The 13638-nt window shown below is 65.3% G+C and carries 11 protein-coding genes; 4 read left to right on the forward strand and 7 right to left on the reverse strand.

From position 1 onward, the window contains the following. Nucleotide 1: 1 nt before the first annotated feature. A complete protein-coding gene (locus MHX66_RS04655) occupies nt 2-1717 on the reverse strand; it encodes a nitrite/sulfite reductase (RefSeq protein WP_239200624.1) in 1716 nt (571 codons plus the stop codon). 315 nt (nt 1718-2032) lie between these two features. On the opposite strand from MHX66_RS04655, the gene MHX66_RS04660 reads away from it, so the two are divergent. After that, nucleotides 2033-3454 (forward strand): FAD-dependent oxidoreductase, encoded by a 1422-nt coding sequence (locus MHX66_RS04660; RefSeq protein ID WP_239200626.1) that lies wholly within the window; start codon nt 2033-2035, stop codon nt 3452-3454. A gap of 44 nt (nt 3455-3498) precedes the next feature. Next, nucleotides 3499-4071, forward strand: coding sequence for a GNAT family N-acetyltransferase (locus MHX66_RS04665; protein ID WP_239200628.1), 573 nt, complete (start codon nt 3499-3501; stop codon nt 4069-4071). Here MHX66_RS04665 and MHX66_RS04670 read toward each other — a convergent pair. Continuing rightward, the gene (locus MHX66_RS04670) at nt 4068-4997 is read right to left on the reverse strand and encodes a rhodanese-related sulfurtransferase (RefSeq protein WP_239200630.1); all 930 of its coding nucleotides are present in this window, start codon (nt 4995-4997) and stop codon (nt 4068-4070) included. The genes MHX66_RS04665 and MHX66_RS04670 overlap by 4 nt on opposite strands. Before the next feature lie 16 nt (nt 4998-5013). Next, complete coding sequence (purT, locus tag MHX66_RS04675; RefSeq protein ID WP_239200632.1) at nt 5014-6249, reverse strand: formate-dependent phosphoribosylglycinamide formyltransferase; 1236 nt, start codon at nt 6247-6249, stop codon at nt 5014-5016. Between the two features lie 126 nt (nt 6250-6375). On the opposite strand from purT, the gene MHX66_RS04680 reads away from it, so the two are divergent. Beyond that, nucleotides 6376-6810 carry a Rieske (2Fe-2S) protein gene (locus MHX66_RS04680; protein WP_239200634.1) on the forward strand — a complete coding sequence of 145 codons (435 nt, stop codon included), beginning with the start codon at nt 6376-6378 and terminating at the stop codon, nt 6808-6810. A 19-nt stretch (nt 6811-6829) separates the two neighbouring features. On the opposite strand, the gene MHX66_RS04685 is transcribed toward MHX66_RS04680, so the two are convergent. From MHX66_RS04685 to MHX66_RS04695, 3 genes are all read right to left on the reverse strand, one after another. Continuing rightward, a complete protein-coding gene (locus MHX66_RS04685; protein WP_239200636.1) occupies nt 6830-8044 on the reverse strand; it encodes an ATP-binding cassette domain-containing protein in 1215 nt (404 codons plus the stop codon). 63 nt (nt 8045-8107) lie between these two features. Next, entirely contained in the window at nt 8108-8788 is a 681-nt protein-coding gene (locus MHX66_RS04690; RefSeq protein WP_239200638.1) for an energy-coupling factor transporter transmembrane protein EcfT, read from the reverse strand. Continuing rightward, complete coding sequence (locus MHX66_RS04695; RefSeq protein ID WP_239200648.1) at nt 8785-9591, reverse strand: ECF transporter S component; 807 nt, start codon at nt 9589-9591, stop codon at nt 8785-8787. The genes MHX66_RS04690 and MHX66_RS04695 overlap by 4 nt, the downstream gene beginning before the upstream one ends. A 448-nt stretch (nt 9592-10039) precedes the next feature. Between MHX66_RS04695 and metE the strand changes: the two genes are divergently transcribed. Continuing rightward, a complete protein-coding gene (gene metE / locus MHX66_RS04700; protein ID WP_239200650.1) occupies nt 10040-12358 on the forward strand; it encodes a 5-methyltetrahydropteroyltriglutamate--homocysteine S-methyltransferase in 2319 nt (772 codons plus the stop codon). Between the two features lie 114 nt (nt 12359-12472). On the opposite strand, the gene MHX66_RS04705 is transcribed toward metE, so the two are convergent. Next, nucleotides 12473-13633 carry a nucleoside hydrolase gene (locus MHX66_RS04705; RefSeq protein ID WP_370646271.1) on the reverse strand — a complete coding sequence of 387 codons (1161 nt, stop codon included), beginning with the start codon at nt 13631-13633 and terminating at the stop codon, nt 12473-12475. Nucleotides 13634-13638 lie beyond the last annotated feature (5 nt).

A 13638-nucleotide genomic window follows, 5' to 3' on the forward strand; every position in this document is an offset into this window, starting at 1 on the left:
GCTACACCAGCAGTTCGTCGTCGGCGCGGACAACCCAATCGCGGAACTCCTCGCCCTCGGTGCGGTGGGACTTGAAGTTCTCCACCACGCGCACCACATAGTCGCCCAGATCCTTGGAGTAGACCTGATTTCCGCGCACCTTCTTGCCGAAGTGCGGCTCCAGGCCGATGGTTCCGCCGAGGTGCACCTGGAAGCCCTCCACGCGCTCCCCCTCGTCGGTGGTGAGGATCTTGCCGGACAGACCGATATCCGCCACCTGGGTGCGCGCACAGGAGTTCGGGCAGCCATTGAGGCTGATCTTCAGCGGCACGTCGAGGTCGCCCAGGCGATCCTCCAGCTCGTCCACCAGCGCGATGGCACGCTGCTTGGTGACGACGTGCGCGAGCTTGCAGAACTCCAAGCCGGTGCAGGAGATGATGTCGCGGCGGAAGGCCGAAGGCTTGGCGGAAAGACCGAGCTCCTCCAGGTCCGCAGCGAGGGCCTCCGCGGCCTCGCGCTCCAGGTCCAGGAACAGAAGCTCCTTATCCGGGGTGGTGCGGATGTTGGTAGTGCCGTGCTTTTCCGCGAGATCGGCCAGCTGCTGCAGCTGCTTGCCGTCGGTGTGGCCGACGGTGGGCTTTACGCCCAGGTAGAAGCGGCCATCCTTCTGCTCGTGCAGGCCGACGTGGTCGCGGTAGCCCGGGTACTCCTCCGGCTCGGAGCCATCCAGCAGCGGGCGCTTGAGGTACTCGTTTTCCAGAACCTCGCGGAACTTCTCCACACCCCAGTCGGCTACCAGGAACTTCAGGCGGGCGCGGTTGCGCATGCGGCGGTAGCCGTAGTCGCGGAAGATGCGGACCACACCGGCCCAGACCTCCGGCACCTCGTCGATCGGCACCCAAATGCCCAGGCGCTGGGCGAGCATCGGATTAGTGGACAGGCCACCGCCGACCCAGACGTCGAAGCCGGGACCGTGCTCCGGGTGCTCGGAGCCAATGAAGGCGAGGTCCTGGATCTCGTGGGTGACGTCCTGACGGGCGTGGCCGGAGATCGCGGACTTGAACTTGCGCGGCAGGTTTCCAAACTCGGGGTCGGGCAGCAACTCCTTCTTGATCTTCTCGATAGCCGGGCGGCCGTCGATGATTTCATCCTTGGCGATGCCTGCGACCGGGGAACCGAGGATCACGCGCGGCACGTCGCCACAGCCAAAGAAGGAATCCAGGCCGACCTTCGCCAGCTCGTCCCAGATGGTCGGGACGTCTTCGATGCGGATCCAGTGCAGCTGCACGTTCTGGCGGTCGGTGAAGTCGGCGGTGTTGCGCGCGTACTTCTCAGAGATCTCGCCAATGGTGCGCAGACCGGCGGAGCTGACCACACCGCCGTCCAGACGGATGCGCATCATGAAGTAGTTGTCCTGCAGTTCCGCATTGGTCAGGGTCGAGGTCTTTTCGCCGTCGAGCCCCTGCTTGCGCTGGGTGTACATGCCGACCCACTTGAAGCGCGGGGCGAGGTCCTCCGCGGGGATCGAGTCGAAGCCCTCCTTGGAGTAGATGTCGCGGATGCGCTGCATCACGCTGATTCCGGGGTCTTCCTGCTTGACCCGCTCGTCGTCGTTGAGCGGCTCGCGGCCGTCCACAGCCCACTGCCCCTGGGGCTTGCGCTGCTTCTTGCGACGTGGGCGCGCTGGCTTATTTTCAGCGGTCGGTCCGGTGGTGCCGGTGGTCGTTCCGGTGGTCATGGTGCCTCAAATTCCATCTAGACTGATCTGTCTGTCTACATTGTCCGGTTCAGCCTAGATGGGATCCGACACAAATTCAAGCGAAATGTTGATTTTTCTAGACAGAGTTGTCTATAGTTCGGGGAGTTACCCGCAGTGACCCGATTTAGCGACCCTGCGTGGATTTTCGCTACATTAGAATGTGTAAATTCATGAGCAGCTCGAACGCTTCATGCGGTTCACGCGGAGCAGCAACAAAACGCACCGCGCGAGCTCAACACCGCGGTTTACCCAATAACCGAAATACAACCCGAACAAGAAGGATTTGCACCTGACATGCCCGAAAATCGCCCACTTCGCATTGCAGTCATCGGCTCCGGCCCGGCAGGCATCTACGCCTCCGACGCGCTGACGAAGTCTGAGGCCGACGTCAGCGTCGACATTTACGAGCGCATGCCGGCCCCCTTCGGCCTGATCCGCTACGGAGTTGCCCCCGACCACCCGCGCATTAAGGGCATCATCAAGTCCCTCCACAAAGTGATGGACAAGCCCGAGATCCGCCTGTTCGGCAACATTAACGTCGGCAAGGACGTCACCGTTGACGAGCTCAAGCAGTTCTACGATGCGGTTATCTACGCCACGGGCGCTACCGACGACCGCCCGCTGAACATCCCCGGCGGCGAGCACACCATCGGCGCCGGCGAGTTCGTCGGCTTCTACGATGCCAACCCGTACTTCGAGGACAAGTGGGATCTGTCCGCGGACTCCGTCGCCGTCGTCGGCGTAGGCAACGTCGGCCTGGACGTCGCCCGCGTGCTGGCCAAGACCGGCGAGGAGCTGAAGGTCACCGAGATCCCGGACAACGTTTACGACTCCCTGAAGGAGAACCAGGCCAAGGAGATCCACGTCTTCGGTCGCCGTGGCCCCGCGCAGGCTAAGTTCACCCCGCTGGAGCTGAAGGAGCTCAACGATTCCGACACGATCGAGATCGTTATCGACCCGGAGGACATCCAGTACGACGAGGGTTCCGAGGAGGCCCGCCGCGCGTCCAAGATTCAGGACATGGTCTGCACCCGCCTGGAGCAGTACGCCATCGCCGACCCGAAGGGTGCTCCTCACAAGCTGTACATCCACTTCTTTGAGTCCCCGGTTGAGGTTAAAACTGACGCCGAAGGCCGCGTGACCGCATTCGTCACCGAACGAACCGAGCTCAACGGCGATGGCTCTGTCTCTGGCACCGGCAAGCTCACCGAGTGGCCGGTCGGCGCGGTCTACCGCGCCGTGGGCTACAAGTCCGACGAGCAGCCGGGCCTGCCATGGGATGAGCGTCAGAACGTGCTGCCGAACGTCGGTGGCCGCGTGCTGACCGAGGGGCCGACCGCCGATGGCATCGCGGGCGTTCCGGGTTCCGCTGACCCGGAGGCCGAGAAGCGCGAGCGCCTGTCCGGTGTGTACACCACCGGCTGGGTCCGCCGCGGCCCGGTCGGCCTGATCGGCAACACGAAGGGTGACGCCAACGAGGCCGTCGCCAACCTGCTGGAGGATGCCGCCAACGGCATCGGCTTTAACCCGAAGAAGCCGGATCTGGAGGCCGTCGAGGCTTTCCTCGAGGAGAAGGGCATCGCCCACACCACATGGGAGGGCTGGTACAGCCTGGATAAGCACGAGCGCGAGCTCGGCGAGGCCGAGGGCCGCGAGCGCAAGAAGGTGCGCGAGTGGGACGAGATGCTGCACCACTCCCAGGGCAAGAACGTCTAAGTACGGACTCTCTGCAAAGACACTAGGCAAGGACACCGAAGACTGTGGCCAACACCCCCTCCCCCGCCGCCAGCTCAGCCTCTGGCGCCGCCGAGTTCCCGGATGTTCACTTCACCGGGCGCGCGCTGCTAGCGATGCCCGCCCAGCAGCTGCACCCGTTGTACAAGCTGCGCGTGGACGTGTTCGTCCACGAGCAGCAGACTCCCTTCGCGGAGATCGATGACATCGACCCGCATCCGAACACCCACCACGTGCTGGCCTACATTCACCCAGGCAGCGGCCCGGAGTATCCCTTCGGCCAGCCGGATCCGGGCTCTCCCCTGCGTCTGGTCGGCACTGCGCGCGTGTACGGCAAGCCGGAGGATCAGCACATCGGCCGCATGTGTGTGGCTAAGGACGTGCGCGGGCGTGGCATCGCCACCCAGATCATGGAGCAGGCCTTGGAGGTCTGCAAGGGTCGCGCCGCCGCGCTTGACCCGACCACCCAGGTCGCCCGTGTTTCCCTGAACTCCCAGGAGCAGGCGCAGGACTTCTACGCGAAGTTCGGCTTCCAGCCGGTCGGCGAGCCTTTCGACGAGGAGGGCATCCCCCACGTCACCATGGAGCTGGAGCTCTAGCTCGCCATCTCCGCTGCGACCTCGGCGCACTCCTTGCGCCCGCACGTGGCACTCTCCGGGTCAGCGGCGCACTCCTCGCACAGCAGGATCTGCTCGCGGCACTGCTCGTTCACGCAGTTGTGGAAGTCGTTGGTCGCGTGCCCACACGCCCGGCAGCGGCCCAGCGTAGCGGCGTCATCACTAAACTCCATGTGCATGCGCCCGTCGAAAACATACAAGGAACCCTCCCAAAGCCCCTTGTCCCCGTACCTTTCGCCGTAGCGGACGATGCCGCCGTCGATCTGGTAGACCTCCTCGAACCCGCGGTTCTTCATCAGCGAGCTCAAGATTTCACAGCGAATGCCGCCCGTGCAGTACGTGACCACCGGCTTGTCTTTCAGGTCGTCGTACTTGCCGGATTCGATCTCCCCGATGAAGTCGTGGGTGGTGCGCACATCCGGCACGATGGCGTTTTTGAACTTGCCGATCTCCGCCTCCATGGCGTTGCGCCCGTCGAAGAAGACAACCTCGTCGCCGCGCTCCTCTACCAGCTTGTTCACTTCCTCCGGCTTCAGGTGCACGCCGCCGCCGATCACGCCGTTTTCGTCCACCTTCAGCTCGTCCGGGGCGCCGAAGGCCACGATCTCGTCACGCACCTTCACGGACAGGCGCGGGAAGTCGTCCGCCGAGCCCGCGGACCACTTGAATTCCATCTTCTTGAAGCCGGGGAATTCGCGGGTACGGCGCACGTACTGCTTGCAGCTGGCCAGCGAGCCGCCGACGGTGCCGTTGATGCCGTGCTTGCTGATGAGGATGCGCCCCTTCAGCTCCAGCTGTTCGCATAGCGCACGCTGCCACAGCATCACCGCGGTCGGGTCGTCGATCGGGGTGAAGCAGTAGTACAGCAGGATTCGGGTTTCGTTGAGGTCGGTTGCGCTATGTCCCATACCTCGGATTTTAGGGCTACTGCCCGTCTTCTGCGAAAACCGTCGGCCGCACCTCGATGTACCCGGCGGCCTCTTCGGCGCGCTGTCGGGCCTGGTCCGTGTCCTCGGCGGTGGCCACTGCCACTCCCATTCGCCGCCGCGCGAGTGCCCGGGGCTTGCCGAATAGGTAGACGTTGGTTTCTTCCACTGCCATTGCCTTATTGACGCCCGCGTATTCAATATCGCCGTCGTATTTATCCTCGCAGCGGATAACGGCGGAGGCTCCCGGGGAGATCAGCGTGGTATCGATCGGCAGCCCAAGGATCGCGCGTGCGTGCAGGTCGAATTCAGAGAACCGCTGGGTGCCGAGGGTGACCATGCCAGTATCGTGCGGGCGGGGGCTGACCTCGGAGAAGTAGACGTCGTCGCCCTTGACGAACAGTTCCACGCCGTACACTCCGCGGCCTCCCAGGGCGGTGGCGATGCGGGCGGCGATGCTGCGGGCGGTGTCCAGAGCATCCTCGGACATGTGCGCGGGCTGCCAGGACTCCACGTAGTCGCCGCGGTCCTGACGGTGGCCGATGGGCTCGCAGAACCAGGTGGCCTCCCGGTCGGTGGCGGGGTCGATGGAGCGTACGGCCAGGATGGTGACTTCGTAGTCGAAGGGGATGTACTGCTCGACCATGACGCGCTGGACGTTGGTGCGGGAGTGCTTGAGGGCTGCGTTCCAAGCGGCCTCCAGTTCGTCGACTCCTCCGACGTAGCTTTGGCCTGCGCCGGAGCTACTCATGACGGGCTTGACCACGCACGGGTAGCCGATTTCCTCGGCGGCGCGGGCGAGTTCGTCGGCGGTGGAGGCGAAGCGGAAGGTGCTGTTAGGCAGGCCCAGCTTGTCGTGGGCGAAGGTGCGGATGCCTTCGCGGTTCATGGTCAGGCGGTTGGCCAGGGCGGTCGGCACGACGGAAGCCACTTCATTGGCCTCGATCTCCTGCAGCACGTCGGCGGGGATCGTCTCCGAATCCGGCACGACGAGCTGCGGGCTGACCTCGCGGACCAGCTGGCGGATGGCATCCCCGTCGTGGATGTCCAGCACGTGAGCCTTGTTGGCCACGAGGTGCGCGGGTGCGCCGACGTAGCGGTCCGCGGCATGCACCTCCACGCCCAGGCGTTGCAGGGCGATGGCGAGCTCCCGCCCCAACTCGCTGGCTCCGAGCAGGAGGACCTTGAGGGAGGAGGGAGTCAGTGGAGTACCAATTGCCTCGGGAATGTACATAGTCTTTCACCTTACTTATGCCCACATATTTACGCTGCCAGCCCCGCCCATCCCGCATGCCAGCCCCGCCCAGCCTCGCCGCGCGCGAGCTTGTAGCCCGTGCGGCCTGATGGAATGATCGGTTTTATGAGTGCAATGCAGCCGAATCCCCAGCGCCATAGCTCCCTGCCCTGTTCCCGCCGCTCGTTCCTGCACGGCGTAGCCGTAGCCACCGCAGCCACCGCTTCCGGTGCCCTGCTGGCTGCCTGCGCCAGCGAGGAAGTTGTGGCGAAGGCCGATGCCGCGGATCTGGAGGTCGGCGGCGCGACGATTCTGGACGGCTGGGTGCTCTCCCGCCCCGGCGAGGACGAGTACAAGGCGTTTTCCACCTCTTGCCCGCACGCTGGTGGCACCATCAACTCCATTGAGAAGTCCGGAGACGTAACCGTGGCGGTCTGCCCGAAGCACATGTCCAAGTTCGACGTCGCCACCGGCGATGTGCTGGAAGGCCCCTCCCGCGACCCGATGGTTCCGGCAAAGAAGGTCGAGCGTAACGGCGACTCGATCGAGATCTCGGACTAGTTCGCCGCGCCCGGCGGGGCTAGCCCGCCATATCAATCCGCAGATCGCTGACCTGCGACGCAAAGCGCGCGTCGTGGCAGGTCCACAGCACCGTCGGCGCGCTTTGCGTGTGCCGCGCGCCCTGCCTGCCCGGCGCGCCCGCGCCACCAGGCTCGCCCGGCGCGCCAGAGCCGCCCCGCCCGATCAACCGCGCATATTCTCCATCCGCGTAGCGGTGCATCAGCTCCGCCAGCTCGCGGTAGCCCAGCACGTCCAGCCCCACGGTCGGCTCGTCCAGCATCACCAGATCCGCGCCGCGCACCATCGCCGCCGCGACCAGTACGATCCGCCGCTTCGCCGCCGGCACGTCCAGCGGATGGGTGTGCGCCCACTTGCCCAACCTGGCGAAGTCAATGGCCGCTGCGGCCAGCTCCTCGCCCGCTCCCACGGCCAGCTCCTCGGCCACGGTACGGCAGGTCACCGCCTGATCCATCTGCGTGGGCGCCCACCCCTTCAGCCCCTCCGCGCGCAGCGTCCCCCGATACTTCAGCAACCCCAGCGCGCCCAGGAACAGGGTCGTCTTGCCGCACCCGTTCGGCCCGGCCAGGTGCACCACCCGACCTGCAGGGACCTCCAGGTTTATGGGTCCGACGCCACCCCGGCGGAAAACCACATCCCGCGCCAGCAGGGCCGTCCGGGTGCTCCCCTGCTCGGTGATCTCCGGGGCCACCGACTCGGCTGCGGGTTTCGGCGCGGGGGAATCGGTCAGGGTGCCGTCGGCCAGCAGGCGCTGGTGCGAGGGGGCGTCATCACTTAAGGGCGAACCCGCACGATCGTAAACGGTGACGGGTCCCGGAAAGTCCGCGATGGTGCGGCGCAGGGTGTCGACGGCGGCGGCGTCCAGGCCATCGAGGGGGCAGTCGAGCACCAGCGCTTCGGGACGGGCCAGCAGCGCGGCGGCGATGGCCACGCGGCGGGTCTGGCCGGTGGACAGGGTGGCGGGATTCTGCTCGGCCTGGCCGTCCAACCCCCACAGTCGCAGGGCGGCCTCCACGCGCTGCTGCATCTCGGCGCGCGGCACCCCGCGTTGCTCCATGGGGAACGCGAGCTCTTCGGCGACCGTGTTGCGCAGCAGGGAGATGTGCGCGCTGGCCTCGTTGCCAACCCATGCCGCGCCCGTCTTTTCTGCGTGCGCCCAGGCATGTTCGGATAGTCCGACGCCACTATCTCCCCAAATGAAGGTACTCAAAGGCATTGTTCGCGCGGGATCTTTCTGGTCGTTCGCTAGTGCTTGCGTTTACTGGTGCCCATAGCCCAGCTAGTGCACTGCCCACCAGCATCCCACCACCAGGGCGGCGATGGCCAGCAGGCGCACGGCCCAGTCCAGGCCCGTATCCGGGACGGGACGCAGTACGGTACGCGGACCGAGCTCGCCGATGCCTGTGCGCTGCAGCGGGCGGGCGCGGGTGGCAGCATCGTCCACCATGCCGACGATCAGCGGCAGGATCATGCGGCACTTCGCCCCCAAGGTGGAAACGTCCACGCCGCGGGAGGCGCGGACCTGTTGGATTGTCAGCCAGCGGGCGCGGGCCAGCGGCAGCAGCCGGGCCGTCGCGCCGACGACGTACACCAGCTTGGCGGGCAGGCGCGGCTGGACGGTGCGCATCAGCTGGTCGAGGTTTACGAAGCTGCCGATGGTCAGGCCGATGGTGGTAGCGGCCAGGAAACGGCTACCCAGGGAGAGAGCGACCTGCAGGCCGTCGCGGGTGATGATCCACCAGCCGGGCTCCTGGCCGAAGGGGGCGTACATCAGACCAAATCCGATGAAGGCCGGTAGGCCTAAGAGATTGGCTGCCAGGAAGGGACGACGGGGCGTCGAGAAGAAAAGAGCCACAAGGGCGCAGAGACCCCACGCGATAGCGCTCACGGCGAGGCTATCGGCGACGAGGACGAAGATCACCCCGCTGGCGGCGAGGGTGAGGTAGGTCAGTGGGTTCATGCGGCCTTGTCTGCTGCAGCGGTGTTGTCGGCAGCAGTGTTGCCATCCTTGCCCGCCGGCGCGAAGGTGCGGAGCGTGCGCTGCGGCAGGGCGCGGATGACCAGGTAAATGATGGTGAACACGATCAGCTTATCGAGCGGGTCGGAGGTCCAGGACTGCAGGAAGACGGCCGTCATCGGCTCGAAGCCCAACGTCCGGTAAGCAGTGACCAACAGACCCGTGCCCGTGCCTGCAGTGCCGCCGAAGATGAAGGAGGCGATCGGCGCGGAGAGCAGAGCCGTCAGGAAGCCAATGAGCAACGCGGACAAGCCGATTCTCCAATACGCACCCGTCCACCACTTGCCCAGCAGGCCGGCGCAGACGCCGACGAAGGCGTAGGCCGCAGCGAACCCCACGACGGTCGGGTTGAACGTGCCCCACACCAGGGCGGACAGCACGCCGGTGACTAAGCCCGCCCACGGGCCGGCCAGGGCACCGACCAGCACGGTGCCGATGGAATCCAGGTACAGCGGCAGGGGCAGGCCCATGTTGCCGATGATGTGGCCGAGGATCACGTTGATAGCCAGGGCAACCGGCAACAGCGCGAGGGTGCGCACGGGCAGGCGCGGGATCACGGCGATCAGCGCGAGGATGGCAGGGACGACGAAGCCGACCAGGGCGATGGTGGAACTCTTGGAGTCCGCGAGGGACTCGTAGTTGGAGTCGCTGGGTTGCCAGATGACGAGGGTCAGCCAGGTGGCGACGATGATGATCGCGGCTAGACCGAGCAGTACATAAGTGGCTTTTTGTGACAGGGGGCGCATGGGGTGGAACCTCAATTTTCGCTAGCTTTCGCACCGGCCGGCGCGGGCTGGGCGCAACGTCTATGTCACCTCGACGTTCCACCCGCGCATCACCCCGCGTGGCCAGTGGTTTTGATGTTGGTTAAATGCTTACAGCCTGCGGACCCGATGCACAAATCGCAGGGCTTTCGGCGGGGCGGCTCGGTGGGTTTTCGGATACGGGGGGCGGGGGTTCTGGAACCCCGATCTAAGTGACCTAGTTGACAGACTAAGCTGTCTATTCTTAAATGGTTGAGCAAGCGACCCACGCACCGGCGAAGGCAATGCCTCGCCACTTGTGTGCGCCTTCTGGAGCCCCGGGAAAGGCGCACCCGCGCGGGAACCGCACTGGCAAGAATTCCATACAGCTTTACAGCTAGACACAGCCCCGCCCGGCGGGGTCGATAGGAAAAGGAAGACAGGAAAGACAATGACTTTCAACGCAACCGTCGCCGGGGTGCCGCGCATCGGACCCGACCGCGAGCTAAAGAAGGCTCTCGAGGGCTACTGGCGCGATAGCTCCACCGGCCGCAACCTGGCTACCACCGCAACTCGCCTGGTCAACAACTACACCGACGAGCTGCTGGCCGCTGGCCTGGATTCCGCAGCCTTCTCTGGCCGCTCCTTCTACGACGCAGTGCTGGACACCACCGCCCTGCTGGGCCTGCTGCCCGAGCGCGTCGCCGACATCGCGGATCACGACAACGACGGCCTGCCGCGCTTCATCGACCGCTACTTCGCCGCCGCCCGCGGCACCAAGGAGCTGCCGGCCTCCGCAATGACGAAGTGGTTCGACACTAACTACCACTACATCGTCCCGGAGCTGGCCAAGGACTCCCGCGTAGAGCTGGACGATTCCGCATTTCTCGAGGACATCCGCGACCAGGTCACCCGCGCAGGCGAGGCCGTTCGCCCCGTGCTGGTTGGCCCGCTGACGTACCTGGCACTGTCCCGCACCGTCGATGGTTCTGATGCCTTCGCTCACCTCGAGGAAATTTTTGACGCCTACTCCCGCCTACTCAAGCGCATCGCGGACCGCGGCGTGAAGTGGGTACAGTTCGACGAGCCGATCCTGGTCACCGACTTCGCTTACGCTGATGCAGCCGCCAACGAGGATCTGCTGAAGCGCACCCGCGCTGGCTACGAGAAGCTGGTTGAGGCTGCGGGCGCTGGCGATGAGGGCGTCAACCTCCTTATCCAGACCTACTTCGGCGACGGCAACGCAGCCATCGAGCTGCTGAGCGGCTCCGGTGTGGCTGCCTTCGGCGTGGACCTGGTCACCGGTGGCGCTGCTGCCGCCGAACTGCCTGCCTGGACCGGCAAGGAGCTGCTGGCTGCTGGTGTTGTGGATGGCCACAACGTCTGGCGCACCGACTTGGACGCAGCGCTGAAGACCCTGCAGGGTCTGAAGGAGCGCGGCCCGGTTGCCGTCTCCACGAGCTGCTCCCTGCTGCACGTGCCTTACTCCCTGCAGCGCGAGCAGAACCTGAACGCCGAGGTGAAGAAGTGGCTGGCCTTCGGCTCCGAGAAGATCCGCGAGGTCGCTGCCCTGTCCCGCACCCTGCGCGGCGAGCAGACCGAGGCCGACAAGCAGCTGTTCGCCGAGACCCGTGAGGCCATCGAGGACCGCAAGAACTCCACCCTGACCCACAACGCCGCCGTGCGCGAGCGCCAGGATGCCGTGACCGACGCCGACCGTCGCCGCGACTCCATCGAGGCCCGCCGCGAGGCACAGAAGGCAGAGCTGAACCTGCCGCCGCTGCCGACCACCACCATCGGCTCCTTCCCGCAGACGACGGAGATCCGCCAGGCGCGTGCGAAGCACCGCAAGGGCGAGATCGACGACGCAGCCTACACCCAGGCGATGAAGGACGAGGTCGCGGACGTTATCAAGCGCCAGGAAGAGCTGGGCCTGGACGTGCTGGTGCACGGCGAGCCGGAGCGTAACGACATGGTGCAGTACTTTTCCGAGCAGCTGGACGGCTACCTGTCCACCGAGCACGCTTGGGTGCAGTCCTACGGCTCCCGCTGCGTGCGTCCGCCGATCATCTTCGGTGACGTTTCCCGCCCGCACGCCATGACCGTCGACTGGTACAAGGTTGCAGCCGACCTGACCGACAAGCCGGTCAAGGGCATGCTGACCGGCCCGGTGACCATGCTGGCTTGGTCCTTCGTGCGTGACGATCAGCCGCTGGGCGAGACCGCCGACCAGGTTGCGCTGGCTCTGCGCGACGAGATCGACGACCTGATCGCCGCTGGCGCCCGCGTGGTGCAGGTGGACGAGCCCGCCATCCGCGAGCTGCTGCCGCTGCGCAAGGAGCAGCAGCCGGACTACCTGAAGTGGGCCGTTGGCTCCTTCCGCCTGGCTACCTCCGGCGCGGAGAACAAGGTGCAGATCCACACCCACATGTGCTACTCCGAGTTCAACGAGCTGATCGACACGGTCTCCAACCTGGACGCCGACGTGACCTCCATCGAGGCCGCCCGCAACGGCATGCAGGTTCTGGCTGCGCTGAAGGACGAGGGCTACGAGCTGGGCGTTGGCCCGGGCGTGTGGGACATTCACTCCCCGCGCGTGCCGAAGCAGCAGGAGGTCGATGACCTGCTGTCCGCCGCCCTGGATTCCGTGGATCCCTCCTTGCTGTGGGTTAACCCGGACTGTGGCCTGAAGACCCGTGGCTGGGAAGAGACCACTGCCTCCCTGGAGGTTCTGGTGGCTGCCGCTAAGAAGGCTCGCGAGCGCGTCTAGTTACGTCTAACGCCCCGCAGGCTGACCACTTCAGCTACCTGGCCACTGGTTAGCTGCGCCGCGTCGGAGACTTTTCGAAGTCCCGGCGCGGTGCTTTTGCTTTTCCAAGCCAATTCAGCCCCCCTCCGGCTCCAAACGCCGTCCGCACACCACCCGCTCGAATTCTGCGAAAACATCGGCCGGGTCCAGGGACTCGAGAATCCGGGCATTCGCCGGGCGATCCCAGTACGCGCCGCGCGCCTCTGCTCCCCCACTGGTCACAGCACCTTCACTGGCGGAAACCTCCGCAACTCGGTCAGCCACGGTAGTGCCGCGCATGAGGGAAGAGTCGGCTTCGACGTCCACGGTGGCGTCATAAAAAGAACAAGGAACGCGCCGCAACATCACCATGGCCGCGGCGAGGTCGTGGATCTGCGCACAATAGCCCACGCCGACCGACTGGTGGAATTCGAAGTAGAAGCGGAGGGCGTCGCCGAGGAGGGTCGCCAATTCTGGGCGCGTGGGGCGCAGCGCTTGCTGCCACCTGCGCAAACGTTCGGGATAGAGCAGGACTTGCTCGGTGACGTTAAGCGGGCAGATCGTCGGCAGCGGGCGGGTGGAGGCGGGAGCATCGGCGGACGCAGGAGTGATGGCGGGAGCGGCGAAAACTTCCTTCAGCGCGTGGGGGTCGACCCAGGCATTCCACTCCGCCGTCGGCGTGGTGTTGCCAGGGTAGTTAAAGGCACCGGTCATCAGGGCTATCTCGGCTCCAGCCGCGCCACCTCTAGCCGTGCCACCCCCTGCCTCGCTTTCCCAATTGCCGGCCAAAACCTCCGGCGCATGCCGCAACGCCCAGGCAAGGTTCGTAGCCGGACCAGCAATCAGAATGTGCGACGCCCCACGCCACGCATCCACCGCTGCCCGCGCACTCTCAGCTGCGCCTGTCACAACCCCCTTATCCAGAGGTAAATAATAACCTAAACCTTTTTCTCCGTGCGTTTCCGGAGTAGTCGTCAATGGAACCTTCAGTGGCGCCCGTGCCCCCGCCACCGCGGGCACCTCCGCCGCCCCAGCCAGCCGCAGAACCTCCGCGGAATTCACCGCCGCCTGCCGCACGGTCGTATTCCCCGCGCTGGTCGTGACCGCTAAATCAATCTCCCCGGCGGAATGCAGACCAGCCAGATAGATCAGCGCCAGACTGTCGTCAATCCCCGTATCTACATCCGCAACAACGCGCGGTTTTTCTGTTTTCGCCGAGTTTAAATCTTGACTCATCGAAGTCCGAAAATCTTTCATTATTG

The sequence above is a fragment of the Corynebacterium sp. ACRPH genome, assembly GCF_022347285.1.
In the GTDB taxonomy this organism is placed as follows: Bacteria; Actinomycetota; Actinomycetes; order Mycobacteriales; family Mycobacteriaceae; genus Corynebacterium.

What these genes read in the sequence shown, in the direction of transcription:
- MHX66_RS04705 (WP_370646271.1), bottom strand. Translation starts at nt 13,633, where the DNA reads ATGAAAGATTTTCGGACTTCGATGAGTCAAGATTTAAACTCGGCGAAA.
- MHX66_RS04685 (WP_239200636.1), bottom strand. Translation starts at nt 8,044, where the DNA reads ATGCCTTTGAGTACCTTCATTTGGGGAGATAGTGGCGTCGGACTATCC.
- MHX66_RS04655 (WP_239200624.1), bottom strand. Translation starts at nt 1,717, where the DNA reads ATGACCACCGGAACGACCACCGGCACCACCGGACCGACCGCTGAAAAT.
- purT (WP_239200632.1), bottom strand. Translation starts at nt 6,249, where the DNA reads ATGTACATTCCCGAGGCAATTGGTACTCCACTGACTCCCTCCTCCCTC.
- MHX66_RS04690 (WP_239200638.1), bottom strand. Translation starts at nt 8,788, where the DNA reads ATGAACCCACTGACCTACCTCACCCTCGCCGCCAGCGGGGTGATCTTC.
- MHX66_RS04695 (WP_239200648.1), bottom strand. Translation starts at nt 9,591, where the DNA reads ATGCGCCCCCTGTCACAAAAAGCCACTTATGTACTGCTCGGTCTAGCC.
- MHX66_RS04670 (WP_239200630.1), bottom strand. Translation starts at nt 4,997, where the DNA reads ATGGGACATAGCGCAACCGACCTCAACGAAACCCGAATCCTGCTGTAC.
- metE (WP_239200650.1), top strand. Translation starts at nt 10,040, where the DNA reads ATGACTTTCAACGCAACCGTCGCCGGGGTGCCGCGCATCGGACCCGAC.
- MHX66_RS04660 (WP_239200626.1), top strand. Translation starts at nt 2,033, where the DNA reads ATGCCCGAAAATCGCCCACTTCGCATTGCAGTCATCGGCTCCGGCCCG.
- MHX66_RS04680 (WP_239200634.1), top strand. Translation starts at nt 6,376, where the DNA reads ATGAGTGCAATGCAGCCGAATCCCCAGCGCCATAGCTCCCTGCCCTGT.